This window comes from Streptomyces sp. NPDC037273 (genome assembly GCF_055603625.1).
Map to the genome: position 1 here is coordinate 635,338 of NZ_JBVJVO010000001.1, position 25,750 is coordinate 661,087.

Annotated in this window: 25 protein-coding genes; 12 read left to right on the forward strand and 13 right to left on the reverse strand. The window is 73.7% G+C overall.

The features are described from left to right. Positions 1-34: 34 nt before the first annotated feature. Positions 35-1,684, forward strand: coding sequence for a GMC oxidoreductase (locus ACZ7G1_RS02780; RefSeq protein ID WP_470882042.1), 1,650 nt, complete (start codon positions 35-37; stop codon positions 1,682-1,684). A 72-nt stretch (positions 1,685-1,756) separates the two neighbouring features. Here the strand turns inward: ACZ7G1_RS02780 and ACZ7G1_RS02785 are convergent, their stop codons facing one another. The 4 genes from ACZ7G1_RS02785 to ACZ7G1_RS02800 form a co-directional block, all read right to left on the reverse strand. Then, entirely contained in the window at positions 1,757-2,245 is a 489-nt protein-coding gene (locus ACZ7G1_RS02785; protein ID WP_470882043.1) for a carboxymuconolactone decarboxylase family protein, read from the reverse strand. Continuing rightward, a complete protein-coding gene (locus ACZ7G1_RS02790) occupies positions 2,242-3,321 on the reverse strand; it encodes an NAD(P)H-dependent amine dehydrogenase family protein (RefSeq protein ID WP_470882044.1) in 1,080 nt (359 codons plus the stop codon). The genes ACZ7G1_RS02785 and ACZ7G1_RS02790 overlap by 4 nt, the downstream gene beginning before the upstream one ends. A gap of 102 nt (positions 3,322-3,423) precedes the next feature. Next, positions 3,424-3,864: a GNAT family N-acetyltransferase gene (locus ACZ7G1_RS02795; RefSeq protein WP_470882045.1), complete on the reverse strand. Its 441-nt coding sequence runs from the start codon at positions 3,862-3,864 to the stop codon at positions 3,424-3,426. A gap of 52 nt (positions 3,865-3,916) precedes the next feature. Next, on the reverse strand, positions 3,917-5,329 hold the full coding sequence (locus ACZ7G1_RS02800) for a pyridoxal phosphate-dependent decarboxylase family protein (RefSeq protein WP_470882046.1): 1,413 nt from the start codon (positions 5,327-5,329) through the stop codon (positions 3,917-3,919). A 192-nt stretch (positions 5,330-5,521) separates the two neighbouring features. On the opposite strand from ACZ7G1_RS02800, the gene ACZ7G1_RS02805 reads away from it, so the two are divergent. Beyond that, positions 5,522-6,319: a hypothetical protein gene (locus tag ACZ7G1_RS02805; protein WP_470882048.1), complete on the forward strand. Its 798-nt coding sequence runs from the start codon at positions 5,522-5,524 to the stop codon at positions 6,317-6,319. A 23-nt stretch (positions 6,320-6,342) separates the two neighbouring features. On the opposite strand, the gene ACZ7G1_RS02810 is transcribed toward ACZ7G1_RS02805, so the two are convergent. Further along, a complete protein-coding gene (locus tag ACZ7G1_RS02810; RefSeq protein WP_470882050.1) occupies positions 6,343-7,722 on the reverse strand; it encodes an NAD(P)/FAD-dependent oxidoreductase in 1,380 nt (459 codons plus the stop codon). Between the two features lie 58 nt (positions 7,723-7,780). Here ACZ7G1_RS02810 and ACZ7G1_RS02815 point away from each other — a divergent pair, with 58 nt between their 5' ends. After that, a complete protein-coding gene (locus tag ACZ7G1_RS02815) occupies positions 7,781-9,361 on the forward strand; it encodes an aspartate:alanine exchanger family transporter (RefSeq protein WP_470882052.1) in 1,581 nt (526 codons plus the stop codon). Between the two features lie 34 nt (positions 9,362-9,395). On the opposite strand, the gene ACZ7G1_RS02820 is transcribed toward ACZ7G1_RS02815, so the two are convergent. From ACZ7G1_RS02820 to ACZ7G1_RS02830, 3 genes are all read right to left on the reverse strand, one after another. Further along, positions 9,396-10,574: a hypothetical protein gene (locus ACZ7G1_RS02820; protein WP_470882054.1), complete on the reverse strand. Its 1,179-nt coding sequence runs from the start codon at positions 10,572-10,574 to the stop codon at positions 9,396-9,398. Between the two features lie 295 nt (positions 10,575-10,869). Then, the gene (locus ACZ7G1_RS02825) at positions 10,870-11,451 is read right to left on the reverse strand and encodes a dienelactone hydrolase family protein (protein WP_470882055.1); all 582 of its coding nucleotides are present in this window, start codon (positions 11,449-11,451) and stop codon (positions 10,870-10,872) included. Positions 11,452-11,593: 142 nt separating this feature from the next. Beyond that, positions 11,594-12,001, reverse strand: a complete 408-nt coding sequence (locus ACZ7G1_RS02830; RefSeq protein WP_470882057.1) for a hypothetical protein — start codon at positions 11,999-12,001, stop codon at positions 11,594-11,596. Between the two features lie 202 nt (positions 12,002-12,203). On the opposite strand from ACZ7G1_RS02830, the gene ACZ7G1_RS02835 reads away from it, so the two are divergent. The 4 genes from ACZ7G1_RS02835 to ACZ7G1_RS02850 all read left to right on the forward strand — a co-directional run bounded on the left by ACZ7G1_RS02835 (position 12,204) and on the right by ACZ7G1_RS02850 (position 16,101). Then, positions 12,204-13,412, forward strand: coding sequence for an RNA ligase (locus ACZ7G1_RS02835; protein WP_470882059.1), 1,209 nt, complete (start codon positions 12,204-12,206; stop codon positions 13,410-13,412). 2 nt (positions 13,413-13,414) lie between these two features. Beyond that, the gene (locus tag ACZ7G1_RS02840; RefSeq protein ID WP_470882061.1) at positions 13,415-14,329 is read left to right on the forward strand and encodes a phosphatase domain-containing protein; all 915 of its coding nucleotides are present in this window, start codon (positions 13,415-13,417) and stop codon (positions 14,327-14,329) included. Positions 14,330-14,406: 77 nt separating this feature from the next. After that, on the forward strand, positions 14,407-15,129 hold the full coding sequence (locus tag ACZ7G1_RS02845) for a ribonuclease H family protein (RefSeq protein ID WP_470882063.1): 723 nt from the start codon (positions 14,407-14,409) through the stop codon (positions 15,127-15,129). Between the two features lie 288 nt (positions 15,130-15,417). Next, positions 15,418-16,101, forward strand: a complete 684-nt coding sequence (locus ACZ7G1_RS02850; protein WP_470882065.1) for a GNAT family N-acetyltransferase — start codon at positions 15,418-15,420, stop codon at positions 16,099-16,101. 299 nt (positions 16,102-16,400) lie between these two features. Here ACZ7G1_RS02850 and ACZ7G1_RS02855 read toward each other — a convergent pair whose 3' ends face one another. After that, positions 16,401-16,832: a cupin domain-containing protein gene (locus ACZ7G1_RS02855; RefSeq protein ID WP_470882067.1), complete on the reverse strand. Its 432-nt coding sequence runs from the start codon at positions 16,830-16,832 to the stop codon at positions 16,401-16,403. Between the two features lie 114 nt (positions 16,833-16,946). Here ACZ7G1_RS02855 and ACZ7G1_RS02860 point away from each other — a divergent pair, with 114 nt between their 5' ends. Continuing rightward, positions 16,947-18,050, forward strand: coding sequence for an enoyl-CoA hydratase/isomerase family protein (locus ACZ7G1_RS02860; RefSeq protein ID WP_470882069.1), 1,104 nt, complete (start codon positions 16,947-16,949; stop codon positions 18,048-18,050). Then, positions 18,047-18,970, forward strand: coding sequence for a glutaminase (locus tag ACZ7G1_RS02865; protein WP_470882071.1), 924 nt, complete (start codon positions 18,047-18,049; stop codon positions 18,968-18,970). Before ACZ7G1_RS02860 ends, ACZ7G1_RS02865 begins: the two co-directional genes overlap by 4 nt. Positions 18,971-18,988: 18 nt before the next feature. On the opposite strand, the gene ACZ7G1_RS02870 is transcribed toward ACZ7G1_RS02865, so the two are convergent. Further along, on the reverse strand, positions 18,989-19,597 hold the full coding sequence (locus ACZ7G1_RS02870) for a TetR/AcrR family transcriptional regulator (protein ID WP_470882073.1): 609 nt from the start codon (positions 19,595-19,597) through the stop codon (positions 18,989-18,991). A 94-nt stretch (positions 19,598-19,691) separates the two neighbouring features. Here ACZ7G1_RS02870 and ACZ7G1_RS02875 point away from each other — a divergent pair, with 94 nt between their 5' ends. Then, positions 19,692-20,144: a DUF4345 domain-containing protein gene (locus ACZ7G1_RS02875; protein WP_470882075.1), complete on the forward strand. Its 453-nt coding sequence runs from the start codon at positions 19,692-19,694 to the stop codon at positions 20,142-20,144. A 15-nt stretch (positions 20,145-20,159) separates the two neighbouring features. On the opposite strand, the gene ACZ7G1_RS02880 is transcribed toward ACZ7G1_RS02875, so the two are convergent. Continuing rightward, a complete protein-coding gene (locus ACZ7G1_RS02880; protein WP_470882077.1) occupies positions 20,160-20,885 on the reverse strand; it encodes a lysophospholipid acyltransferase family protein in 726 nt (241 codons plus the stop codon). 197 nt (positions 20,886-21,082) lie between these two features. Here ACZ7G1_RS02880 and ACZ7G1_RS02885 point away from each other — a divergent pair, with 197 nt between their 5' ends. After that, positions 21,083-21,475 carry a hypothetical protein gene (locus ACZ7G1_RS02885; RefSeq protein WP_470882078.1) on the forward strand — a complete coding sequence of 131 codons (393 nt, stop codon included), beginning with the start codon at positions 21,083-21,085 and terminating at the stop codon, positions 21,473-21,475. 139 nt (positions 21,476-21,614) lie between these two features. Beyond that, entirely contained in the window at positions 21,615-23,894 is a 2,280-nt protein-coding gene (secD, locus tag ACZ7G1_RS02890) for a protein translocase subunit SecD (protein ID WP_470882080.1), read from the forward strand. A 54-nt stretch (positions 23,895-23,948) separates the two neighbouring features. Here the strand turns inward: secD and ACZ7G1_RS02895 are convergent, their stop codons facing one another. Both ACZ7G1_RS02895 and mgt read right to left on the reverse strand, forming a co-directional pair. Continuing rightward, positions 23,949-24,347 carry a nuclear transport factor 2 family protein gene (locus tag ACZ7G1_RS02895; protein WP_470882082.1) on the reverse strand — a complete coding sequence of 133 codons (399 nt, stop codon included), beginning with the start codon at positions 24,345-24,347 and terminating at the stop codon, positions 23,949-23,951. Between the two features lie 9 nt (positions 24,348-24,356). Beyond that, a complete protein-coding gene (gene mgt, locus ACZ7G1_RS02900) occupies positions 24,357-25,574 on the reverse strand; it encodes a macrolide-inactivating glycosyltransferase (protein ID WP_470882083.1) in 1,218 nt (405 codons plus the stop codon). Positions 25,575-25,750: the final 176 nt, after the last annotated feature.

Genomic DNA, 25,750 nt, shown 5'->3' on the forward strand with positions numbered 1-25,750 from the left:
GTGTTCCCATTCACTCGCGAGTGAGGAAGATCACATGAGTGAACACCCCTTGTCCGCCCGGGTAAATCACGGAGTCAGCCGCCGCCGTTTTCTCACGGGAACAGGTTCTGTTCTCGGCGCGGCCGCCCTCGCCGGTACGGTCACCGCCCCCGCCCGCGCCGAGGTGCCCGGCCTGAACTGCACCCCCATCACCGACGGCTCGCACGTGCGGGCGCTGGTCGTCGGCACCGGCTACGGAGGGTCCGTGGCGGCGCTGCGGCTCGCCAGGGCCGGAGTCGACGTGCACATGATCGAGATGGGGATGGCCTGGGACACGCCGGGCCCCGACGGGAAGATCTTCGCCAACACCACCACGCCGGACTACCGGTCGTTCTGGCTGCGGACCCGCACGAAGCAGCCGCTGAGCCAGTTCCTCGGCTTCCCGCTCGACAAGGACGTGCCCCTCCACACCGGCATCCTCGACGCGGAGGACTTCGCCGGCATCACCGTCTACCAGGGGAGGGGCGTCGGCGGCGGGTCCCTCGTGAACGGCGGCATGGCCGTCACGCCGCTGCGGGAGCGCTTCCCGGCGATCCTGCCCACCGTCGACCCGGCCGAGATGTACTCCACGTACTACCCGCGCGCCAACGCGGGCCTGGGCGTCACCTCGGTCGACGTCAACTGGTGGGAGAACGCGGACTGCTACCAGTACGCCCGGGTCGGCCGCAAGCACGCCCAGCGCTCCGGGTTCCCCTTCGTCTTCGTGCCCAACGTCTACGACTGGGACTACATGAAGCAGGAGGCCGCCGGAGGCGTCCAGAAGTCGGCCCTGGCGGGCGAGGTCATCTACGGCAACAACGTCGGCAAGAAGAGCCTCCAGAAGACCTATCTCGCCCAGGCCGCCGCCACCGGCCGCGTGAACGTCTCGCCGCTGCACCGGGTGACCTCGGTCAGCCCGGCCGCCGCCGGCGGCTACACCGTCGTCATCGAGCAGATCGACACCACCGGCGCCACGCTCGTGACCAAGACGGTCCGCGCCGACCGGGTCTTCTTCGCCGCCGGCAGCGTCGGCACCAGCAAGCTGCTCACCCGCCTCAAGGCGACCGGCGCCCTGGGCTCGCTCAACGAGCACATCGGCAAGGGCTGGGGCGACAACGGCAACGTCATGTGCGGCCGCGCCAACCACATGTGGGACCCCACCGGAAAGCTCCAGTCCTCCATGCCCACCGCGGGCATCGACAACTGGGACGCCGGCGGCGCCTTCGCCGAGGTCGCCCCGCTGCCCACCGGCATCGAGACCTACGCCTCCTTCTACCTCTCCATCACCCGCACCCCCCGCCGCGCCGAGTTCTCCTGGAACCCGAGCACCGGCCGGGTCGACCTCAGCTGGGACCGGGCCTGGAAGCAGACGTCCATCGACATGGCCAAGTCCATCTTCGACAAGATCAACAGCAAGGAGGGGACGATCTACCGGACCGACCTCTTCGGCGCCTACAAGATCTGGGGCGACCACCTCACCTACCACCCGCTCGGCGGCGCCGTCCTCGACCGGGCCACCGACAACCACGGCCGCCTCCACGGCTACCAGGGGCTCTACGTCATCGACGGCTCCCTCATCCCGGGCAACACGAGCGTCAACCCCTTCGTCACCATCACCGCCCTCGCCGAGCGCAACATCGAACGCATCATCGCCGAGGACTTCTGACGCGGCGGGCACGTGAAGGGGCCGGCCGGTTCTCGAACCGGCCGGCCCCTTCACGCGCGCGCGTGCCGGCCGTCAGCCCGTGGGCAGGACGCACACCTCGTCGAGCCCGAGCACCCGGTTGAGCCGCCCGAACGCCAGCCACGAGCCCAGGCTCATGGTCAGCTCCACGATCTCCGCCTGGCTGTAGCGGGCCGTCATCCGCTCCCAGAACTCCTCGTCCAGGCCGTGGTGGTCGAGGGCGTACCGCTCGGCGTACTCAGCGGCGAGGCGGGTGCGTTCGTCGAAGAGCTCCGAGACCTCCGTCGTGCGCCAGGCCGCGACGAGCTCGTCGAAGCCCTCCTCGACCTTGACGCCGTCGCGGTCGGTCCGCCAGTCCAGACAGAACCCGCAGCCGTTGATCTGCGCGATCCGCAGCCGCGCCGCCTCGAACTCGCGCAGCCCCAGCGTCGTATGGGCGTACACCGACAGCGAGAAGTTCGCCGCGGCCGTCCCGATCTCCGGGACCATGTCGCCCCACACGTACCCGATCGGCTCCTGGCCCTCGGGAATGTCGATGATCATCGTGGTCTCCTTCCCAGCTTCCCGACCGCCGGCCGCAGCGGCACGTCCAGCGCGTCGTACAGTCCCGGTTCCGCCGCCACCAGCCAGTCGATCGCGCCGACGAGCCGGCCGACCGCCGTGGCGTTGCCGCCCGCCGAGCGGTTCTCGCCCTCGTCGGTGGCGGCGACCGTCACCTCGATCCGCGGGCTGCCCTCGACGATCACCCGGTGGGCGCCCGCGCCGTCCGGCGGCACCGGCCAGTCCGGCGCGCAGGAGGGGTGGATGCGGGTGACGTGCTCGATGACGATGCGCGGCTCCCCGCCGACGATCCCCTGCACCTCGAAGCGGATCGCGCCCTGCGTCCCCGCCTCGAAGACGCCCATCGTCCGCGTCTTCACCGTGGACTCCAGCGGACGCCGCTCCATCGTCTCGCGGATCTCGTCCACCTCGGCACCGAGCGCGCGGGCCATGAGCCGTATCTGACCGCCCCAGATCATCGTGGGCACCGAGGGCCACAGCATCGGCGGGTCGTAGTCCAGGGGCTTGCCCATGCCGACCAGCTCGCGGACGGACTCCTCCTGCTCGTACGTCGAGTAGTCGAAGATCTCCTGGCAGCGGATCACGTCCACCGTGGCGACGAGCCCGCTCACGAGCAGCGGCAGCACGTCGTTGCCCCAACCCGGGTCCACACCGGACACGAACAGCGAACCACCGCCCTCGGCGACCGCCGCGAGCACCGGGTCCCGGAACTCCGGCGGCGCGTTGCGCTGGTCGTAGAGCGGATAGAGCGCGGGCGTCACCACCACGGCGCCCGCCGCCACCGCCCGCGCCACATCGGCGAGCGCCCCGTCGGGCCGCGTGTCGCCGGAGGCGGCGTACACCACCGCCCCCGGCCGCCCGCCGAGCACCGCGGCGACGTCGTCGCTCGCCGCCACCCCGAGATCGTGCCCGAGCCCCGCGAGCCGGCCCGCGTCACGGCCGACCTTGGCCGGATCGGACACCAGCACGGCCGCGAGTTCGAGTCCTGGATGGGCGTCCACAGCGCGAATGGCCGCGCGCCCGACATTTCCGGTACCCCACACCACCGTCCGAATCATGCGCGGAGGGTAGCGCCGGGCCCCGAAGGTTCCCAGACCCGCGACGCCACGATCTGACGATTCGTCAGTTCTCTTGGCCGGGAAGGGCTTCCGGCCGGCCGCTCAGGCCAGTCTCAGCGTGACGAAGGCGATCGTGTCGCCCGGCAGGACGTACCGCTCCACCTCCACGAACCCGCGCGCCAGGGCGAACCGCAGCCCCTCCTCGTTCGAGGCCAGGACCACCGTCTCGACGCCCTCCTCGCTCAGCGTCCGCGCGTGCGCGAGCCCCCGCTCGTACAGCGCCGTCCCGAACCCGCGGCCCCGGAACCCGGGCAGCGTCCGGGCGATGACCGTCGCCGCCGGGGTCTCCCCGTCGGGCGGGCGCACCGTCGAGCAGCCCACCGCCACGTCCCCGAGATAGGCGACCTCCAGCCGGTTCCGGCCCGCCCGCTCCCGCACCTCCTCGGCGGAGAGGACCGCCGTCGGGATGATCGTGTTGTGGACGGCCCGCCAGTCGGCGAGCTGCTCCGCCGTCCGCGCCCGCTCGATACGAAGATCACTCATCCCGGCAGCAAACCGCCCGCCCGCCGGGCGGGTCAAGCGCATTCAGGGGCCGTCACGCGCCCTTCGCGGCCGGGAGCCCCGCCACCGCCCGCGCGAGCGCGTCCCGCACCCGGTCCGTGTCCGCCTCTGTCGTACGCCAGTTGCTGAAGGCGGCGCGCAGCGCGGGCGTCCCGTGCAGGACCGTGGGCGTCAGGAAGGCCTCGCCGGAATCGGCGACCGCCCCGGCCAGGGCGGCGAGGCGTTCCGCCGTCGGATCCTCGGCGAGGGTGAAGCAGACGACGTTCAGGTGCACCGGCGCGAGGAGCCGGAGACCGGGGACCGCGGCGACGCCCTCCCCGAGCCGCCGGGCCAGCGCGGCGCAGCGCTCCACGATCTCGGCGTGGCCCTCGCGCCCGTACGCCGTCAGCGAGAACCAGGTCGCCAGGGCGCGCAGCCGCCGGGAGTTCTCCGGCGTGAGGTGCAGGAAGTCGGGGGTGCCGGTGGGGAGGCCGAGGTACGGCGACTCGTTGTGGAAGACCCGCACCTGGAGGTCCTGCCGGCGGGTGAACTGGACGGCGGCGTCGTACGGGACGTTCAGCCACTTGTGCAGGTCCACGCAGATCGAGTCGGCCGCGTCGAGCCCCTCGACGAGCGAGGCGTGCGCGGGGGAGAGGGCGGCGAAAGCGCCGAACGCCGCGTCCACGTGCAGCCAGAAGTCGTACCGCTCCTTCAGCGCGGCGATCGCCCGCAGATCGTCGAAGTCGACCGTGTTCACCGTCCCCGCGTTGGCCACCACCACGGCGGGCTCCCCGTCGAGCGCCTCCAGCGCCTCGGCCAGCCGCGCCACGTCCACGGCCTCCCGCGCCCCGCCGAGCAGCGGCACCTTCCGCAGCCGGTCCCTGCCGACTCCCAGGACCGACAGCGCCTTCGTGACGCTGGAGTGCGGGCTCCCGGACAGCACGTGCACCGGCCCGAGCGCGCCCACCCCCTCCCGCGACACCGACACGCCCCGCCGCTCGCCCAGCCACTCCCGGGCCACGGCGAGGCCCACCGTGTTGGACATCGTGGCCCCGCTGACGAACGCGCCCTTGTGCTCCTCGCCCAGCGCGAAGAGCTCACGCAGCCACCCGACCGTCTCCAGTTCCAAGGCCTTGGTGGTCGAACCGCCGCCGCTCGAACCGTTCTGGTCGTACGTGCCGGTGAGCCAGTCGCCGGCGAGCGCGGCGGGCGTGGTGCCGCCGGTCACGAAGCCCAGGTAGCGCGGCCCCGCCGAACCGGAGAACCCGGCCTCCCAGCGCTCCGCGAACCGCTCGACCGCCCCCCGCGCCCCGACGCCTTCCGCCGGGAGCCCCTCGGGTTCCGGCGCCCTCGCAGCGGTGGCGGCCGGCCGCTCCCCGATCCCGGAGAGCTCACGGGTCGCGAAGTCGCGGGCGTACTGGAGGAGTTCGGGAAGCCGGTCGAGGTCGGCGGCGAGCGTGGGATGCATGGAGCCAGGGTAATCAGGCCACTGAGGCGTGCGCGGGGGCCAATTCGAGGAAAGTGGCCTGGTGTCGGCGGAGCCGTCCGCGGAGCCCCTACGGACGCGGCCGTACGGGTGAGGGCGCGGGCCCGGCGCGACGCCGGACCGCCGAAGGGGTACGGATCGCTGCATTGCCCCCCGCCAGGAGGTTGCCGACCCATGTCCGTACGCAAGGGCGCCCCCGCGCTGCTGAGCGCCGGCACACTGTGCGCGGCCCTGCTGCTCACCGGCTGCGCGAGCACCACGCCCCCCGCCACCGGCGCCGCCCGGGCGCCGGCGAGCGCGCCCGCCGCCGGTGACTCCCGCCCCGAGGCGGCCCCGCCGGACACCGCCGCCAACAGCCTCGCGTCCGCGCCGGTCGCCCCGCCCCGCATCCCCGGCATCGGCCCCGCCACCCACGCCTTCGTCCCGGACGGCACCTCCCAGGCACTCGTCGTCACCGGCGCAGGCCCGGACGCCAACACGGCCGTCGCCACGCTGTACGCGCGGGACCCGTCCGGCCGCTGGACCGAGGCCGCCGGGCCCTGGCCCGCGCACAACGCGCTCCAGGGCTGGACGTCCGACCACATCGCGGGCGACCTGCGCACCCCGATCGGCGTGTTCCGGCTCGGCGACGCGGGCGGCCGGCTGCCCGACCCCGGCGCCCGCATCCCGTACGACCAGGACGAGGAGTTCGCGATCAGCGGCACGGGCTTCTCCGGCGAGCCGCTGGAAGGCTCCTTCGACCACGTCATCGCCATCGACTACAACCGGGTCCCGGGCAGGACCCCGCTCGACAAGGAACGCCCGCTCGGCGCCGACAAGGGCGGCGGGGTCTGGATCCACGTCGACCACGGCGGGCCCACCCAGGCCTGCGTCGCCCTGGAGATGGACGCCCTGCGCGAACTCCTCCGCGCCCTCGACCCGGCGAGCGAGCCCGTCGTGGTCATGGGCCCGGCCCCCGAGCTCGCGCGCTGACGGCGACCCCGCGCGCGAGCCCGTCAGTTCCCGCCCGCCCCCACCGCCCCGCGGAACGAGGCCGTGTGACCGCGGACCTGCTCCGGTGTCAGATAGGCGTCGGTGTACTCGAAGTCCCGCAGCGTCCCCGACTTCGAGGCGAGGAACCCGGTCCGTACGTAGTCGTCGCCGGCGGCGGCGTTGAGCAGCCAGTTCGTCATCACCCGGGTCTTGGCGACGTTGGTCCGCAGCGCCGCCCAGTGGTAGGCGCGGGCCACCGCCTGGGCGGGCATGCCGTGCAGCTCGACACCGAGCGGCTTCGAGACGCCGTCCATGCCACCGAGATCGACCACAAGACCCAGGTCCTTGTGGATGTACGGGTGGGTGGGCTCACCGCGCAGGGTGGCGACCAGGTTGTCGGCGACCGCCTTGCCCTGCCGCATCGCGTGCTGCGCCGTCGGCGGACAGATCGCGCCCTCCTCGCCCTTGGCGAGGTCGGGCACGGCGGCCGCGTCGCCGAGCGCCCACACGTCGTCGAGCCCCGGCACGGCCATCTCGGCGGAGACGACGAGCCGCCCGCGAAGGGTCTCCGCGCCCAGGGTGCCGATCAGCGGACTGGCGGCGACGCCGGCCGTCCAGATCAGGGTCCGGCTGGGCAGCACGCGCCCGTCGGTGAGCGTCACCGTCTCCTCGTCGACCGAGGCCACCGAGACGCCGAGGGAGACCTCGATGCCGCGCTTGGTGAGGATGTCCATGGCGGCGGCGCCGAGCTTCTCGCCCAGTTCCGGCATCAGCTTCGGGGCGATGTCGACCAGATGCCACTTGATGAGGTCCGGGTCGAGCCGCGGATACCGCTTCACCGCGTTGCGCGTGAGCAGCTGGAGGCAGGCCGCGGTCTCCGTACCCGCGTAACCGCCGCCGACCACCACGAACCGCAGCCGGGCGGCCCGCTCCTCGTCGTCGTTGCTGGCGTCGGCCAGATCGAGCTGGGCGATGACGTGGTCGCGGATGTACACGGCCTCGGCCAGGGTCTTCATGCCGCGCGCGTGCTCGGCGAGCCCGGGGATGTCGAAGCTGCGGGTGACACTGCCGGGCGCGAGGACCAGGTGGTCGTAGGGCTCGGTCACGTACTCGCCGGAGATCGTGCGCACCACGCAGACCTTCGCCGCCGTGTCGATCCCCACCACGCCACCGGGCACGATCCGCGTCCGGTGCCGCTGGCTGCGCCGCAGCGACAGCGCGACCGACTGCGGGGTCAGCACCCCCGCCGCCACCTGGGGGAGCAGCGGCAGGTACAGCTGGTACGAGAACGGCGACAGGAGCGTGATCATCGCCTCCCGCTCCGTGAGCCGCCGTTCGAGCCTCCGCACACAGCCCACTCCGGCGAATCCCGCGCCCACCACCAGAATCCTCGGTCGAGTCACGCTGTCCGCCCTTCCGTATGAGCGTGCAATACGCCATCGAATATGGCTGAGTAAGCCCATGTGGCAATTTTTCGCTGACTATCCGTGGTTCACCCTTTTTATCGTCATTGCGGCCGGATCGCTCTTCGGCATGGTCCGCTTCGGGCCGGTGAAGCTCGGGGCCGCGGGTGTCCTCTTCGTCGGTCTGCTGCTCGGCGCGCTCGATCCCGACATCGGTCCGGCCGTCCCCGCGGGCCTGTCCGTCCTCGGCCTGGCGCTGTACGTGTACACCGTCGGCCTCGAAGCGGGACCGGCGTTCTTCCGCGAACTCCGGCCGCAGCTCGCGGTGATGGTGGGCGCCGTCGCCGCGCTGGTCGTCACCGCCCTCGCCGTCGGCTTCCTGGGCAGCAAGGTATTCGGCATCGACGGCCCCTACCTCGCCGGCGGCTACGCGGGCATCGGCACCACCACCCCCGGCCTCGCCGCCGCCCAGGCCGCCTCGTCCGACCCGGCGGAACCCGCCACCGGGTACGCGATCGGCTATCCGCTCGCCGTCGTCCTCACGATCCTCTTCGTCGCCGCGATCGCCTCCGTACGGAACTGGCCCGCCCGTCGCGATCCCGGCGCCGGACTGCCCAGGGAGCTGATCACCCGCACCGTGGACGTCACCCGGCCACTGCGCTGGGCCGACGTGCCCGGTGCCGCCGACGGCTCGCTCCTCGCCAGCGTCCACCGGCCCGCCGGCGGCACGCCCGCGGTCGCCCGCGAACTCGACGCCCTCGCCCCCGGCGACCAGGTCGTCCTCGTCGGCGGCCCCGAGGCGGTCGCCGCCGGCGTCGCCGCCCTCGGCGCCGAGGCGCCCACGCACCTCCTCGACCGGCGTGACGTCGTCGACTACCGCCGCATCCTCCTCACCAACCCCGACCTGGCCGCCCGGACCGTCGCCGAACTCGGCCTCGGCGACCGCTTCGGAGCCAAGGCCACCCGCGTCCGCCGCGGCGACCAGGACCTCCTGGCCCACGACGACCTGCTGCTCCAGCTCGACGACCGGGTCCGGGTCGCCATGCCCAGGGACCGCACCGCGGAGGTGACGGCCTACCTCGGCGACACCGAGGCCAGGGTGAGCGAGGTCAGCGCCGTCAGCATGGGCCTCGGCCTCGCCGCGGGCTTCCTCATCGGCATCCCCAAGCTGACCCTCGGCTCGACGGTCCTGTCCCTCGGCACCGCCGCCGGGCCGCTCGTCATGGCCATGGTCCTCGGCAGGCTGCGCCGCACCGGCCCGCTGGTCTGGGTCCTGCCGACCCGCGCCAACCTCACGCTCCGCCAGATCGGCCTGCTGATCTTCCTCGCCTGCGTCGGCCTCACCTCGGGCTACGCCTTCCGCCGTGACGCCTTCTCCCTCTTCGGCCTCAAACTCCTCGCGGTGCTCGTCATCGGCGCCGTCCTCAGCTACGCCCTGATGGTGCTCGTCGCCCGGCTGCTAGGCCAGAGCCGGCCCCGCACGATGGGGCTGCTCGCCGGCTACGTCGGCAACCCCGCCATCACCGCGTACGCCAACAGCCGGGTCTCCGACAGCCGCGTCAACACCGGCTACGCGACCCTCTTCGCCCTCGCCATCCTCGTCAAGATCGTCTGCATCCAGCTCATCGTGGGCCTCTGAGGCCGCGCGTGAGGCTCCGGAGACCGAAGGCCGGTCAGAGGACCACGATCCCCAGCGGCCGCGAACCGGCCGCCAGGCGGTGGGTGTCACCCGAGGCGAGGTCGACGACCGTCAGCCCGTCCCAGTACCCGTCCCGGGTGAAACCGCCGGTCACATAGGCGGTGCGCCCGTCGCGGGACACGGCCACGTTCTCGTGCGGCCCCTCCAGCGGGTAGACGCGCTCCTTGCCCGCGGGCGTACGGACCGTCAGGGAGGGCCCGCGGTCGACGTCCGGGTCGATCGGGCCGGTGCCCACCGTGAGCAGCGTGCCGTCGGGGGTCACGGTGGCGCCGTGCTGATGGGTGTTCGCCGTCATCGGCTCGATCGTCGTCCGGCCCGTCCTGGGGTCGACCACCGCGAGCCGCTCGCCCTCGAAGGGCAGCAGCAGCTTGCCGTCCGAAGGGCGCACGGCCGTGTAGTGCGGCTTGAGCCACGAGCCGAGCCCGCCCTCGGTGCCGTACGGGGCGACCTCCACGCGGCGCGTCCGCAGGGTGCCGGCGGCGACGACGGCGACGTCGAAGGAGTCGTGGTTCGTCGCGTACACCTCGGCGCCGTCGCGGGACACGTCCACGTCGAAGGGACGCCTGCCCACCTCCACCGCGTCCGTGATCCGCAGCGTCGACGTGTCGACGACCTCCAGGACGCCGTTGCCGCCGGGCACGTTCACCCCCACGTACACCCGGCGCCCGTCCGGCGACAGCGCGATGCCCATCCCACCGCCCCGGTACTCGCCCGTCGTCACCGGCCCGGTGTCCGTCCGGTACGGGATCAGGGCGAGCCGCTGCCGCGTACCGGTGTCCACGACCGCCACCCCTTCGGCGGTCGCCACCCACGCGCGCCCGTCCTCGCCGAGGACAAGCCCGTACGGCGCGGTCCCCACCTTCACCGAGCCCGTCGCCCCGCGCGCGGGGTCGACGAAGGTCACGGTGTCGGAACCGAAGTCGGAGACGAGCAGCGTGCCCCGGGCCGCCCCGGCCGAGCCGCTCGGCACCGGGGTCACGGTCACGGAGGAGCCCGGCGCGGTCGACCCCGCCGAGACCCCGGCCGACGGGGTCGCGTCCACCGCGGAGGCCCCGCCCCCGGCCCCCTGAGCGCACCCCGCGAGCAGGGCGACGGCCACCGCCACGGGCACGAGCACCCGGGCGGAACGGGACGGACGACGGAACGCTGTCATGACGGGACTCCTCGGTACGGGGGACCGGACGGCCCGCCCCGAGAACCCGTCCCACGGATCAGGCCCCAGGGCCGGCGCCCTGCCCCGATCCTCCGCCCGCGTCCCGCCCCGCGCGGTCCACCGCGCGGCCCCACGCCCACGGCGGATCGGACGACCCCGGGGTCCACCGATCGGCTGACCCGCCCCCCCCCACGCGCGAAGACCGGCTGGACGCCGCAGACCGGCTCAGCGCGAAGACCGGCTCAGCGCTTCAGACCGGGTCAGCGCGAAGACCGGCTGAGCGCTTCAGACCAGTTCAGCGCTTGAGACCGTCCAGGAAGCAGAGCACCCGCTCCACGCACAGCGCGGTCGCCTCCGGCACGAAGGACGCGGCCCCGCGCTCGGCGAACAGGTGCGAGGTGCCCGGGTACAGGAACAGTCTCCGGTCCGCGGAGTCCGCCACGAGCGCGCGCGCCGCGTCGATGTCGCCCTCGCCGACGAAGAACGGGTCGGCGTCCATGCCGTGCACCTGCGCGGGCACGCCCTCCGGCCAGGCCGTGCCGAAGGCGTCCACCGGCACACAGGCGCTCAGGAGCACGGCGCCGCGCGCCCCCACCCTGGTCTGCGCCAGCTTCTGGGCGGGCAGCACACCGAGCGAGAACCCGCCGTACACGAGCTCGTCCGGCAGACCGTCCGCGGCCCGCACCCCACGCTCGGTCAGCGTGTCGAAGCCGACCTCCTCGGCAAACCCGGCACCGGCCTCCAGGTCCGTGAACGTACGCCCCTCGTACAGGTCGGGCGTGTGCACCGTGTGCCCGGACCGGCGCAGCTCGTCCGCGAAGGCGGCGACCCCCTCCGTCAGTCCGAGCACGTGGTGGAAGAGCAGAACCTCGGCCATGTCGTCATCCCCGATCCCGTACGCGGCCCGCCCCCTTCGCGGCACAGGCCGTTTGCGGGGACAGCATGGCGTACGGCACTGACAACGGGAGATCGGCGCCCGAACCGGCGGGCGGGCACCGGGAGAGCGACCCGGGTCGGTCCTAGTGCAGCGGGCGCTGCGGCAGCGCGACGGCCCCCGGCTGCGGGTGCGCCATCACGGCGGCGCCCTGGCCCATGCCGTTCATGCCCGGACCGGCCTGGCCCATGCCGCCGGGGCCCATGCCGCCGGGGCCCATGCCGTTCATGCCCGGACCCGCCTGGCCCATGGGACCCGGGCCCATGCCGTTCTGGCCCATGCCGCCCGGGTGGCCGGCGACGGCGACCTGGGCGCCGACGCCCGCGTGCGCCACGGGACCCTGCTGCGCGGGAACGCCCTGCGGCGGCATCTGGATGACCCGGCTCAGGTCCCGCAGAACGTCCTCGGCGGCCTGACGGACGTCACCCGGAACATCCCCCCGCTCCCGTATGAGCTCGGCGTAGATCGGTGCGGTGCCGTCCGCGTGGTTCATGGGGCTCGCTTCCTTCGACTGCGCCGGTTCGTCACCGACGGGGCGACGGCGAGTCTACGGGGCACCACCGACACGCCCGGGCTCGGGAGCCCGCCCGGCGACCCGATCCCGGGCCTCACGAGGCCCCTCCAGCGCGAAAATCAGTGGGCTCCGAGGACCGCTCGACCGAGAATGGATCACCGAACAACCGGGAGGGACCCCCATGAGCCAGGCGACCCTGACTCTGCACGACCTGATGCCGTCCGACGAGCTCGACACCGCGCTCGCCGAGGGGCATGTCACACGCAAGCGGCACCCCGAGCTGCCGCTGTCGATCTACACGTACACGCGCGCGTGCCAGTACGCCCAGCTCTGGAACCGGGCCACGACCCGGTGCCGCGGCCTGGTCGCGGACGACGCCACCGGACGGATCGTCGCCCTCCCCCTCCCCAAGTTCTTCAACCTCTCCGAACACGCCACCGGCCGCCCCTACGCGCCGCCGCTCCCCGACGAACCCTTCGAGGTGTACGACAAGGTCGACGGCAGCCTCGGCGTGATCTTCCACTACGAGGACCGCTGGCACGCGGCTTCCAAGGGCTCCTTCACCAGCGCCCAGGCCGCCTGGGCGCAGCGCCGCCTCGACGCCGCCGACACCTCGGGCCTGACCCCCGGCGTCACGTACCTCGCCGAGATCGTCTACCCGCGGAACCGGATCGTCGTGAACTACGGAGACCGGCGCGACCTCGTGCTGCTCGCCGCCTTCGGCCGGGACGGCACGGAGATCGCCCTCGCCGAGGCCGCCGCACCCTGGCAGCCCATCGGCTCGGTGGTCCGCACATGGCCCGCCATGAGCGTGGCCGAACTCACCGCCCTGACCGAGTCCAACACCCTCCCCGGCGGTGTGCCGGCCACCGGCACCGACGCCGAGGGCTTCGTGCTGCGCTTCGCCTCCGGCGTGCGCGCCAAGGCCAAGCTCACCGAGTACGTGCGCCTCCACAAGGTCCTCACCGGCGTCACCGAACGGGACATCTGGCGCGGCCACGGCATCCAGCGCTTCGCCGCCGTGCCCGCGGCGCGGCTGGCCAAGGGCATCGGCTGCTCCGTCGCCGAGGTCGAGGCCGCCGGCGGCAAGCCGCTCGACGCCCTCCTCGAACAGGTCCCGGACGAGTTCGACGCCTGGGTCCGCGAGGTCGTCACCGGCCTCGAAGAGGCCGCCGGCCGGCGCGAGCGGGCCCTCGACGAGGCCTACGATCGCCTGGCGCACCTCGCGGGGGACCGGGCCGCGTTCGCCCGCGCCGCCGCGGCCGAGCCCGACCGGGGACTGCGGGCCGCCCTCTTCCTGCGGCTCGACGGCCGCCCCACCGACCTCCTCGTGTGGCGTCAGATACGCCCCGAGGCCTCCGACCCCTTCACCCACGACGAGGAGAACTGACCGTGCCTGTCGTCCACGTCATGACCGGCCTCCCGGCCTCCGGGAAGACGACGGCCGCCCGTGCCCTCCAGGCCGCCGCCGAGGGACGCGTCCGCCGCGTCAACCTCGACGACCTGCGTTCCATGCTCGACCTCCCGGCCGGCGACCGCCGCTCCCACCCGCACGAGCAGACCGTGCTCGGCATCCAGGACGCGGCCGTCCGCGCCGCCGTCGACGACGGCTTCGACGTGGTCGTCGACAACACCCACCTGACCCCGCACATCCCCAAGCGGCTCAAGGCGGCCGTGGCGGGCCGGTCCGCCACCTTCGTCGTCCACGACTTCACCGACGTGCCCGTCGACGAGTGCGTCCGCCGCGACGCCGCCCGCGAGCGGCCCGTCGGCGAGGAGATCATCCGCCTGCTCGCCGACAAGCACGCCAAGGCCACCCGGGGCGGCTGGCGCCTCACCGCGGAGTGGCTCAACGACCGGCCCGCCGGCCTGCCCTACGTCGCCGACCCGGCGCTCCCCTCGGCCGTCATGTGCGACATCGACGGCACCCTCGCCCTGCGCGGCGACCGGGGCCCGTACGACTTCACCCGCTGCGACCAGGACCTGCTCAACCCCTCGGTGCGGGACGCCCTGCGCGCCTTCCGGCACGCCGAGCGCGACCGGATCGTCCTCCTTTCCGGCCGCAGCGAGGACCACCGCGCCCTCACCGAGGCCTGGCTCGCCCGGCACGAGGTCCCGTACGACGAGCTGTGGATGCGCGCATCCGGCGACGGCCGGGGCGACGACATCGTGAAGGCGGAGCTCTTCGACGCGCATGTGCGCCACCGCTACGCGGTCCGCGTCTCCCTCGACGACCGCGACCGCGTCGTCGCGCTCTGGCGCCACATGGGCCTGCCCACCTGGCAGGTCAACTACGGCGCGTTCTGACGGGGTCGGACGGAGCGACGGGGGTGGCCGGGCCCGGATGGGCCTGGCCACCCCCGTGGCCATGTCAGGATCGTGGGATGGTGGAAAAGATCATCGCGGCGTGCGACGGCGCGTCGAAGGGAAACCCGGGCCCCGCGGCCTGGGCATGGGTCATCGGCCGCTCCGACGGCGAGGTCGACCGCTGGGAGGCGGGGCCCCTCGGCCGGGCGACCAACAACGTGGCGGAACTCACGGCTCTGGAACGGCTCCTCGAAGCCCTCGACCCCGAGGTGCCGGCCGAGGTCCGGATGGACTCGCAGTACGCCATGAAGGCCGTCACGACCTGGCTGCCGGGCTGGCGCCGCAAGGGCTGGAAGACCTCCTCGGGCAGCCCCGTCGCCAACAAGGACCTCGTCGTCCGCATCGACGCCCTGCTCACCGGCCGCGACGTCGCCTTCGTCTACGTACCCGCCCACCAGGTCGACGGAGACCCCCTCAACGACGCCGCCGACCGCGCGGCCAGCCACACCGCCCGCACCCAGGAACCCATCGGCTCCGCCTCCGGCGCGCCCCTGCCGCCGCCGGAAGCTCCGTCGCGCGCCTTCACGCCCCGGGCACGCACCTCCGCGCCCGCCCGCTCCTCGTCGGGCCCGGCGTCCTCCACGGCCTCGTCAGGGGGCTCGTCGGCCCGGCGGAGTCGCCCGTCCGGCGGCACCCTCAAAGCGAAGTTTCCGGGCCGCTGCCGCTGTGGCACCGCCTACGACAAGGGCGAGACCATCGCCAAGAATCCCGACGGCTGGGGCCATCCCACCTGCGTGTGAGTGCACGGGCCGTCCGACTGGCGGGCGGCCCCGTCCGGCCCGTGAGACCGCTGGAACGGCCCGTCCGGCAGGCTTCACCCACGTGTGGGCGCGGGTTCGCTCCGGGTTCTGTTCTCGGAGCGGTTGTGGCTGCATACTGTTCCTCCTCGCACCTGGTGACGAACCGTTTTACCTGCTCATTTGTCGCTCTCACGACGTGATCGGCACCCGGCGAGAACCTCCCTCCTGCTGCCGCCGCGGCCTCTCCGCGGCGGAAGCTTTCCCTGCCCGTGAAAGACCCGAGGTTCCGTGCCAGTACCTGTTCTCCTGACCGGGCGCTCCGTGCGCCTGGAGCCGCTGGCGATGCGGCACGCCGAAGCCCTTGCGCGGGCCGGCGGGGCGGACCGATCGGCCTACGCCTTCACCCCCGTACCCGACGGCCTCGAATCGGCCCTCGATTACATCGCCCGCGCCCTCTCCGATCAGGCGGCAGGCCGATGCCTGCCCTTCGCCCTGGTCAGTACGGCCGACGAACGAGTCATCGGGTCCACCCGATTCCTCGAACTCGACTACTGGCGGGGACCGCTGATCTGGCCCCCCGTCCCCGGCATGCCCCACGGCGATCCGCTGACCGCCGTCCCGGACGCCGCCGAGATCGGGAACACCTGGATCTCCGGTGCCGCCCGGGGGACCGGCATCAACACCGAGGCCAAGTACCTCATGCTCCGGCACGCCTTCGATGCCTGGGGCGTCCGCCGCATCTCGCTGCGCGCCGACGCCCGCAACACCCGCTCGCGGGTCGCCATCGAACGGCTCGGAGCCACCTGCGAAGGGGTCCGCCGGGCCCATTCGCGCGGTCTCGACGGAGCCGTCAGGGACACGGCCTTCTACTCGATCCTCGACGAGGAATGGCCCGCCGTGCGGGACATCATCGAGCTCCGTATGGCCACCCCCCGGCAGGTCCGCATCCCGCAGGACCTCCTCCCGGCCTGACCCCCTCCCCGGCGGGTCCCGACCCCGCCCCGGCCGCCCGGCGAACCCCGCCGCGCGACCGGGGCGGTGCCCTCCCACCCCCGGCCCGCGGGCGCTCGCGCACCCGTCGGCCGGGTGGTTCCATGGAGGTGACGGGAAGGACTCGGCATGAGGATGCGGAGTAGCGGCAGCAACCGGGCCGCGCACCGTGCAATCAGGATCCGCGAGAAGCGGATGAGTCCTTCCCGCCCTTGACCCCGGGCCCGCCCGGCACCGCACCCGCGTGCCCGCCCCGCCCCTTCACGGACCCAGGCCCCGGCTCACCCGGCGCCCACCGGCAGTGGGCCCACCCGCGCCTCCAGCCAGCCGGGCAGGTCGAGGAGCCGCACCCCTTCCTGTTCGTTCGGGTCGGTCCGCGCGACCAGGCACACCATGTCCTGTGCACCGGTGTTCACCGGCAGGTGCGGGACGTCGGCCGGGACGTGCAGGTAGTCGCCGGCCGCGAGCACCGTGTGCTCGGCGAGGTCGGGCCCGTGCCACACCTCGACCTGTCCGGACTCGATGTAGATGGCCGATTCGTGCCCCTCGTGGAGATGCGGGCGCCCTCGTGTCCCGGCCGGCATGACGAGCCGGTGCAGGCACAGCCGCTCCGCCCCGGTCGACTGGGCGCTGACCCCCGCACCGAAGACGCCCCCCTGGATGCCCTCGTACGATCCGGTACGCACCACCGTGCACTGCTTGTGATCAGACATACGCGCAGTACAGCAGCCCGCACACGCTGTTCGACCAGATCGCGCCGCACGCCACGCGCGCCCGGTACGGTGGCCGGGACAGTGATCAGCGCCGCCCGAAAGGACCGAGTGACCGTGCCGACCGGAACCCCTGACGTACTCCTCCGGACGGAGGGCCGAGCCGGGTTCGTGACCCTGAACCGGCCCCGCGCGATCAACGCGCTCACCCACGACATGGTGCTCGCCGTCGACGGGGCGCTCACCGCGTGGGAGCGGGACCCCGGCATCGGAACGGTCGTCATCGAGGGCGCGGGCGAGCGGGGACTGTGCGCCGGCGGAGACATCCGGGCGATCCACGAGGACGCCCGCGCCGGCGGCTCGGCCTCGGCGGCCTTCTGGCGGGACGAGTACCGGCTCAACGCGCGGATCGCCCGCTACCCGAAGCCGTACGTCGCCCTCATGGACGGCATCGTGATGGGCGGCGGCGTCGGCGTCTCCGCGCACGGCTCCGTGCGCGTGGTCACCGAGCGCTCTCGGATCGCCATGCCGGAGACCGGCATCGGCTTCGTCCCCGACGTCGGCGGCACGTACCTCCTCGGGCGCGCCCCCGGCGAGCTCGGCACCCACCTGGCCCTCACCGGCGGAGTCGTCGGCGCGGCCGACGCGCTCCTCACCGGCCTCGCCGACCACTTCGTCCCCGCCGGCGAACTGCCCTCCCTGATCAGGGACCTGGCGCTGCTGCCGGCCGCCGAGGCCGTCGCCCGGCACGCGGCCACGCCCCCGGCCGGCGTCCTCGCCGAGCAGCGGGAGTGGATCGACGCCTGCTACGGCGCCGCGGACGTCGAGACCGTCGTCGAGCGGCTCTTCGACACCGGTGTCGCCGCCGCCAAGGAGGCCGCCACCACCCTGCTCGCGCGGTCGCCGATGGCGCTGAAGGCCACGCTCGCCGCCGTCCGCCGGGCCCGCGCGCTCGGCACCCTGGAAGAGGTCCTGGACCTGGAGTACCGCGCTTCCTGTGCCGCCCTGACCACCCCCGACCTCGTCGAGGGCATCCGGGCCCAGGTCGTCGACAAGGACCGTGACCCCCGCTGGACCCCGCCGACCCTCGCCGAGGTCACCGAGGCGGACGTCGCCCGCTACTTCACCGAGCCCGCGGGCGGTGACCTCGGGCTCGCCGCCGCCCTGTCCGAGTTCCCGCCGACGGACGCCGGCCGGGACGCCCGAGACCCCGACGCATGACCGCGAACACCTCCTTCCAGCCCGTCCTCGACCGCATCGCCGAGGAGATCGCGGAGCTCACCGACCGGGGCACCCCCGCCGACTACATCCCGGCCCTCGCGGCGGGCGACCCGCGCCGCTTCGGCATGGCCGTGGCGGAACTCGACGGCACGGTCTACGGGGTGGGGGACTGGCAGCACCCCTTCTCCACCCAGTCCGTCACCAAGGTCTTCACCCTCGCGCTGGCCCTCGCCGGGGAGGGCGACGAGCTCTGGGCCCACGTCGGCAGGGAACCCTCGGGCGACCCCTTCAACTCCCTCGTACAGCTGGAGTACGAGAACGGCATCCCGCGCAATCCGTTCATCAACGCCGGCGCCCTCGTCGTCACCGACCGCCTGCACCGCCTCACCGGCGACGCCTCCGGCGCCCTGCTCGACTTCCTCCGCGCCGAGAGCGGCAACCCCGGCCTGGCCTTCGACACGGACGTCGCCGCCTCCGAGGCGGCCCACGGCGACCGCAACGCCGCCCTCGCCCACTTCATGGCCTCCTACGGCAACATCACCGGCCCGGTGCCCGACCTGCTGCGCGAGTACTTCCGCCAGTGCTCCCTCGAAGCCACCTGCGCCGACCTCGCCCTCGCCACCGGCTTCCTCGCCCGGCACGGCCTCCGCGCCGACGGCACCCGCCTGCTGACCCGCAGTCAGGCCAAGCAGGTCAACGCCGTCATGCTCACCTGCGGCACCTACGACGCCGCCGGCGACTTCGCGTACCGCGTCGGCCTCCCCGGCAAGAGCGGCGTCGGCGGAGCCGTCGTCGCCGTCGTCCCCGGCCGCTGCACCCTCTGCGTCTGGAGCCCCGGCCTCGACCCCCGCGGCAACTCCGTCGCCGGCGTCACCGCCCTCGACCGCTTCACCACCATCACCGGCCTGTCCGTCTTCTGACCCGGCGGACGTACCTCCTCAGCGCGGCCAGTCGGGCGCCGGGTCCTCGTCGAGCAGCGGCCGCAGCGCGCCGACGACCGCGCCGACGCACACGTCGCGCAGTTCGGTTCGCGTGCAGGTCTCCTGAGTCAGCCAGTCGAGGCACAGCACCTGCACGAAGACCAGCCAGCTCTTCAGGACGCCCGACACGGCCTCCCGCGCCCGCTCGTCCGCGAGCGGCAGCACCCCGAGCAGCCGTTCGCGCAGCGCGTCGAGTTCGCCGGCGATGATCGTCTGGACGAGCCGGTCCCCGGCCAGGACGCGGTTGGCCGCCAGGACCGTGTTGCGGTTCTCGGCGAAGTACCCGATGTGCGCGTCCAGGCCTTCGACGAGCTGCTCGACCAGGGTGTCGGCGGGGTCGAGCCGGGTCTTCACGAGCAGCTCGTCAGAGACCGCCTGGTAGAGCGCGGCGAAGAGGTCACGCTTGCTCGGGAAGTGCTGGTAGAGCAGGGCCCGGGAGACGCCGGCCTGTTCGGCGACCGCCTCCATCCGTACCTCGTCGTACGGCTGGGCCGCGAAGAGGCGGGCCGCGACGTCCAGGAGCTGGGTGCGGCGTGCGGCGGGGCTGAGGCGTCGGCGAGGAGGCACCCCGACATGTTACTTGACACACGTCTAGTAGGCGGCCGTACCCTGCGGAGGACGGGCTTACTGGATGCGTGTCTACTAGATGGGGGTCGCGAGCATGACCAAAGCCACGGCATTACGGGGACTCGCCCTGGCCATGGGCTACGCCTGCGTGGCGATCGGCCTCGCCCACGTCCTGCTCGGCAACGCCGTGATTCCCGGCGCCGAGTCGGCTGGCCCGACGGTCGACAGCCTCGGCCGTTTCCTCGGCGCGACCTTCGCCGGCTACGGCCTCGCATGGCTCTGGGCGGCCCGGCAGTCGCCGATCCCCGCCACCGCCGTCCGATGGCTCACCGCCGTCTTCCTCCTGGGCGCCCTCGGCCGCCTGCTCTCCCTCGCCGTCGAAGGGCGCCCGCAAGGGTTCCAGCTCGCGCTCGGCGCCCTCGAAGTCGCCCTCTCCCCCCTGCTGTTCTGGCTGGCGGGCGCGGACACGGACGCGCACGCGCACGCGGGGGTACGGACGGAGGCCGACGCCCGTCCGGCGACCCGTGCCCGGGACGAGCACGCCTGACGGACCGTCGGAGCCTCAGCCCCGGCGCAGGGCCGACCACCGCCGCCACCCCGGGCGCACCTGGGCGGCAGGCTCCCCGTCGGCCAGGGCAGCCGGTTCGCCGAGCGCTCCGGCGGCCGTCCGCCAGGCGTCGGTGACGGCGCTGTGGGCGAGGACGGTGGCGGCGGCCACATCGTCGGGGAGGCGCAGCGGGGTGCCGATGTGGACGTGGAGGCCGGGGCGGCGGACGGGGGCGGTGAGGACGCCGGCGATCTGCTTGCCGCGGCTGCCGGAGATGATGCGGCGGGCGCCGGCCTGGCCGATGGGGACGACCGGGGCGCCGGTGGCGCGGGCGAGCCGGGCGAGACCGGTGCGGAACATCTCGGGCGGGTTCTCCGCGGAGTCCGGGCGGGGCGGGATGCGGCCCTCGGCGTAGAGCATCACGTGCCGGCCGGAGGCGAGCGCGACGGCGGCCGCGTCGAGCGACGCGGCCGCCCGTGCCGTGTTCCGGTGGACCGGGACGTGGCCCTCGCGGGTCAGGGCGCGGCCGAGCACCGGCACCCGCCACAGACCCGCCGTGGCGAGTACCACCGGCTCCACGGCGAGGCGCTTGCGCAGCGCGGCGAGGACGAGCGCCGGGTCGGCCGTCGAGGTGTGGTTCACGACCAGGATGCTGCCGGGCTCGACGCGGGCCCCGGCGTCGGCGGTGACGGTCAGTCGGCCGAAGAACGGCACGACACGGGCGGCGAGGCGACTGAGCACGGACGACCCCTGGTTCCGGGAAGGATGCGCTGACCCCTTCATCGTCGCCGCGCCGGGCGGCACGGAGATGAGCACGCGTACTCACCCGCGTACCCAACCGCCCTGCGTTCGGGGCTGGGTGATCCGCGCACGCGCCGCCTCGTCTACGCTGAGCCGGACGGGCGACGGCACGACGGACCAGGGGAGGCGCGGGGGCGGTGAAGCGCGCACCACGACGTTCGCCGCGGCAGCTCGTGGCCCTCCTGCCCGCACTGCTCTGTGTGATCTGGTCCCTCCTGCTCGTCCCGCCGCCCGCCGCGGCGGCCACGGCCGCACCGGCCGCCCCGCACACGCCGGCCGCACCGGCCTCCGGTCAGTTCACGGCGCCTGATCCGCACTTCGGGCCGGCCGCTGTCGTCCGGACGTCGGCGGCCGTCGAGAACCCCGTGCGGTTCCCGGTGGCTCCTGTGGTGCCGGCCGTGACACGCACCGACGTCCCCGTACCCGTACGGGGAGTCCTGGCCGGCGACCCGCGCCGTGAGCGGGCGCCGCCCGGCGGCTTCCGTGGTCCGCGGGATCCCCGAGGGCCGCCCTCCACCCGGCACGACTGACGTTCTCCCGCGTCGCCGTCCGGGGCATCGGCATGCCCCGGACCGGTCGGCGACGCGCATCCGACCGTACGTCCGGCACGGATCGAGCGGGCCCCCGTGAGGGCGCCCGCCGGTTCCGTGCGCTGCCAGTGGAGTACCCATGCCCGCACGTTCCGCGCTCCGGCGCGCGCTGCTCGCGCTCACCGTCGTCGCGCTGTCCCTCTGGATCGCCCTGACCACCGCGCCCCGCCTCGGACTCGACCTCCGGGGCGGGACGCGCATCGTCCTCCAGACCGAGGACGGACCCACCACCCGCGCCGACTCCGCGGCCACCGACCGCGCCCTGGAGGTGCTCCGCAAGCGCGTCGACGGCCTCGGCGTCGCCGAGCCCTCGCTCGCCAGGGCCGGTGAGCGGCGCATCGTCGTCGAACTGCCCGGCCTCCGCGACCCGCGCCAGGCGGCCGAGGTGATCGGCCGGACCGCTCAGCTCACCTTCCACGCCGTCACCGGCGAGGCCCGGGGCCCGGCCGGCCCCGCCGCCGCGGACGGCACACGCGTTCTGCCGGACCCGGACGCGCCGGGGCGCTTCCTCGCCCTGGCCGCGCCCGCGCTCAGCGGCGACGGAGTCAAGGGCGCCGAAGCGTCCCTCGACACGACGAACGGCCGTGGCTGGACGGTCGACCTGTCCTTCCGCGACCGGGCCGCCGCCACCTGGGCGCGGCTGACGGGCGACGCCGCCTGCGCGGCACCCGGCGACCCGGCACGCAGGGTCGCGATCGTGCTCGACGACCGGATCGTCTCCGCCCCGGGCATGCTGAACGGCGTCCCCTGCGGATCGGGCATCCCGGGCGGCTCCGCCCAGATCACCGGGGGCTTCTCGGCGGAGGAGGCGCGAGACCTCGCGGCGCTCGTCGAGGGCGGCGCGCTGCCCGTACCGGTGACGACCGTCGAACAGAGCACCGTGGGCCCGACGCTCGGCGCCGAGGCGATCAGGGCCAGCGCGCTCGCCGCCGCGATCGGCCTCGCCTGCACGGGACTGTTCGTCATGGTGGTCTACCGCCTGCTCGGCGCGCTCGCCACGGTCGCCCTGCTGCTTTACGGACTCGTCTCGTACGCCGCCGTCGTGGCCCTCGGCGCCACCCTCACGCTGCCCGGCCTCGCCGGGTTCGTCCTGGCCGTCGGCATCGCCGTCGACGCCAACGTCCTGGTCTTCGAACGGGCCAGGGAGGAGTACGCGGCCCTGGGCCGGGCCGCCGGGCGTGACCTGCGGCGACCGGTGTCGGTGGCCTTCGGCAAGGTGTGGAGCGCGGTCGCCGACTCCCACGTCACCACCCTGCTCGCGGCCGGCCTCCTGTTCGCCTTCGCCACCGGACCCGTCAAGGGCTTCGGCGTCACGCTCGCGATCGGCGTCGGGACCTCGGTCCTCACCGCGATGGTCATCACCCGGCTCCTCGCCGACGCGGCCCTGCGACTCCCCGCCGTGCGCCGGCGCCCGAACCTCACCGGCATCGCCTCGCTCGGCCGGCTGCGGACGCGGCTGGCCCGCCGCGCCCCGCGCGTGATGGCGTACCGCCGCCGTTGGCTCACCGGCTGCGCGGGACTCCTCCTGGTGGCCCTGGCCGGGATCGGCGTCAGGGGCGTCGAGTTCGGCGTGGAGTTCACCGGCGGCCGCGTCGTCCAGTACGCCGCAGAACGCCCGGTGGACGCCGACACGGCCCGCACGGCCGTCGCCGCCGCCGGTTTCCCCGACGCCGTGGTCCAGACGACCGGCGACGCGGGCGTGTCGGTCCGCGTCAAGGAGACCGGCGACGGCGAGCAGAGGGAGATCCGCGAGGCCCTCACCGGCGTCGCGGGCCCGGTCACCGTGGAGCGCGACGACCTGATCGGCCCGAGCCTCGGCGGCGAGCTGCGCACCCACGCCGTGCTCGCGCTCGGGCTCGCCGTGGCGGCCCAACTCCTGTATCTGACCGTGCGGTTCCGCTGGACGTACGCGACGGCTGCGGTGGCCGCGATGACCCAGGACGTGCTGCTCGTGGCGGGCCTCTTCGCGTGGCTCGGCAAGCCGTTCGACAGCGTGTTCCTCGCCGCGCTCCTGACCGTCGTGGGCTACTCGGTCAACGACTCGGTCGTCGTCCTCGACCGGCTGCGGGAACTGCGCCGGCGCGGCGGCGGCGTTCCGCTCGCGGAGCTCGCCGACCGTGCCGTGGCCCAGACCCTGCCCCGTACCGTCAACACCGGCATGGGGGCGCTGTTCGTCCTGGTGGCGCTGGCCGTCCTCGGCGGCGACTCGCTCACCGACTTCTCCGTCGCCCTGCTCGCGGGCGTCGTCCTCGGCATGGCCTCCACCGTGTTCACGGCGATGCCGCTGGCCGTCGTCCTGGAGACCCGCCACCCGACTCCCGCCGCCGCACCACGCCGGCGCGCGGGCGCCCTGGTCTGACCCGGCGGCCGGACCCCGGCGGCCCGTCGCTCCCGTGACGGGCCGCCGGCCAGGTCAGGCGTGGTCGAACCAGGAGAGCGCCGCGATCCTCCAGCCGTCCGGCGTCCGCACGAACTGGATGGTCTTCGTGCCGGTGCCCTCGTACGGCTTCCCGTCCAGGACACCGGACTTGCCGTACGTCCCGAACCGCGAGGCGACATCCCCCTCGACCCGCGTCTCCTCCGAGATCTCCCACTCCGAGAACTCCACGAGCCGCCCGTCCGAGAGGAGCCGCTCGCGCGGCACCACGAACTCCTCCACGGAGTACGCCGTGAACGTGGGGGCGGTGCACACGATCACCCCCTGCGGCAGCACGAGCCGCCGAATCCGCCCCACGTCCGCGGGCTTCCCGCCCCGGTTGTCGAACGCGCCGTAGAACTCGGCGGTCACCCTGTCTATCTCGCTCTTGGACATGCCGAAACTCTAGGCTTGGGCCGCCCCGTCCGGCACCCCGCCGAGCTCCGCCTCGACGAGGTCGGCGGCCCGTCGCGTGCCGCCCTCGCGGGCCATCGACTCCTGGATCTCCCGGGCGCGGAGGGCCACTTCGGGGTCGTCGACGAGGGAGAGGACCGCCTCGCGCAGGCGCTCGGGCGTGACGTCCTCCATCGGGAGGTGGCGGGCGACGCCCAGGGACTCCAGCATGGCGGCGTTCGCGAACTGGTCGACGGCCTGCGGCACGGCCACCATCGGGGTGGCGGTCGCGAGGCCCTCCTGGCTGCCGCCCGCGCCCGCGTGCGTGATGAAGGCGTCGGCCTCGCGCAGGATCGCGAGCTGGGGGACCCAGGTGTGCGCCTCGACGTTGGCGGGCAGGTCGCCGAGTTCGGCGGGGTCGACGAACTTCCCTATCTGCAGCACGACGTGCCATTCCGGGAGCCCGCCGAACGCCGCCACGCAGTCCCGGTAGAAGCCCGGCTGCTTGGTGAAGGACGACCCGAGCGAGACCAGGAGCACCTTCTCGGCACCGTCCGGACGCCGCCATGCGCCCTGGTCGGCGCGTGTGCCCTGGCAGGCGCCGACGAAGGTGTACACGGACTCGTCCACCCGGTCGGCGTTCGGCTGCAGCGCCTTCGGGATGAGCACGACCGCGCGTCGAGGACGGGCGACGAACCGGTCGGGATCCTTCTCGATCCCGTGGGCGGCCAGCCACGCCTGGAATCGGGCGTAGTACGCCTGGCCGCGCTCCGAGGCCTTGAGCTCGGCGGTCATCGGCTCGGCGACCTCCTCCTCGTACCCCTCCCACGGCACCAGGTTCGGCCACAGGGACAGGGCGGGCACGCCCCAGGTGTGGGCGAGGACGGGCGCCGGGTACGAGGTGATGTCGTGCAGGACGAGATCGGGGCGGTCCCCGTCGAAGGCCTCGGCGAGCCGGGGGAGCGCCTGTACGGCATCGGCCAGGAACGGTTCGAGGTTGTCGATGAGTTCCGTGCCCCAGGCGTCCGGATCGTCGTCCGTCGGCAGGGTCGACTCGTAGACGACGGGCGTCGCCCCGGTCTCGGCGACCTTCTCCGCGAAGGAGGCGGGGATGGCGTAGCTGACCCGGTGGCCGCGGGCGACGAGCTCGCGGATGACCTCGATGCTGGGGTTGACGTGTCCGTGGGCGGCGATGGAGAACATGGCGATGTGCGCGGGGGTGGTGGTCATGACGCCACTCTAAGCGAGACGAAACGTATCGTCTAGCTGAATTTTCCTGACCGGCTCGCCCCGAACGCCACGAGGGGCGGGGGGGGGGGGGGGGGGGGGGGGGGGAGAGGGGGGGGGGGGGGGGGGGGGGGGGGGGGGGGGGGGGGGGTGAGGAGAACCACCGTTTTGGGTGGTCT

What these genes read in the sequence shown, in the direction of transcription:
- ACZ7G1_RS02780 (WP_470882042.1), top strand. Translation starts at nt 35, where the DNA reads ATGAGTGAACACCCCTTGTCCGCCCGGGTAAATCACGGAGTCAGCCGC.
- ACZ7G1_RS02785 (WP_470882043.1), bottom strand. Translation starts at nt 2,245, where the DNA reads ATGATCATCGACATTCCCGAGGGCCAGGAGCCGATCGGGTACGTGTGG.
- ACZ7G1_RS02790 (WP_470882044.1), bottom strand. Translation starts at nt 3,321, where the DNA reads ATGATTCGGACGGTGGTGTGGGGTACCGGAAATGTCGGGCGCGCGGCC.
- ACZ7G1_RS02795 (WP_470882045.1), bottom strand. Translation starts at nt 3,864, where the DNA reads ATGAGTGATCTTCGTATCGAGCGGGCGCGGACGGCGGAGCAGCTCGCC.
- ACZ7G1_RS02800 (WP_470882046.1), bottom strand. Translation starts at nt 5,329, where the DNA reads ATGCATCCCACGCTCGCCGCCGACCTCGACCGGCTTCCCGAACTCCTC.
- ACZ7G1_RS02805 (WP_470882048.1), top strand. Translation starts at nt 5,522, where the DNA reads ATGTCCGTACGCAAGGGCGCCCCCGCGCTGCTGAGCGCCGGCACACTG.
- ACZ7G1_RS02815 (WP_470882052.1), top strand. Translation starts at nt 7,781, where the DNA reads ATGTGGCAATTTTTCGCTGACTATCCGTGGTTCACCCTTTTTATCGTC.
- ACZ7G1_RS02820 (WP_470882054.1), bottom strand. Translation starts at nt 10,574, where the DNA reads ATGACAGCGTTCCGTCGTCCGTCCCGTTCCGCCCGGGTGCTCGTGCCC.
- ACZ7G1_RS02825 (WP_470882055.1), bottom strand. Translation starts at nt 11,451, where the DNA reads ATGGCCGAGGTTCTGCTCTTCCACCACGTGCTCGGACTGACGGAGGGG.
- ACZ7G1_RS02830 (WP_470882057.1), bottom strand. Translation starts at nt 12,001, where the DNA reads ATGAACCACGCGGACGGCACCGCACCGATCTACGCCGAGCTCATACGG.
- ACZ7G1_RS02835 (WP_470882059.1), top strand. Translation starts at nt 12,204, where the DNA reads ATGAGCCAGGCGACCCTGACTCTGCACGACCTGATGCCGTCCGACGAG.
- ACZ7G1_RS02845 (WP_470882063.1), top strand. Translation starts at nt 14,407, where the DNA reads ATGGTGGAAAAGATCATCGCGGCGTGCGACGGCGCGTCGAAGGGAAAC.
- ACZ7G1_RS02855 (WP_470882067.1), bottom strand. Translation starts at nt 16,832, where the DNA reads ATGTCTGATCACAAGCAGTGCACGGTGGTGCGTACCGGATCGTACGAG.
- ACZ7G1_RS02865 (WP_470882071.1), top strand. Translation starts at nt 18,047, where the DNA reads ATGACCGCGAACACCTCCTTCCAGCCCGTCCTCGACCGCATCGCCGAG.
- ACZ7G1_RS02875 (WP_470882075.1), top strand. Translation starts at nt 19,692, where the DNA reads ATGACCAAAGCCACGGCATTACGGGGACTCGCCCTGGCCATGGGCTAC.
- secD (WP_470882080.1), top strand. Translation starts at nt 21,615, where the DNA reads ATGCCCGCACGTTCCGCGCTCCGGCGCGCGCTGCTCGCGCTCACCGTC.
- ACZ7G1_RS02895 (WP_470882082.1), bottom strand. Translation starts at nt 24,347, where the DNA reads ATGTCCAAGAGCGAGATAGACAGGGTGACCGCCGAGTTCTACGGCGCG.
- mgt (WP_470882083.1), bottom strand. Translation starts at nt 25,574, where the DNA reads ATGACCACCACCCCCGCGCACATCGCCATGTTCTCCATCGCCGCCCAC.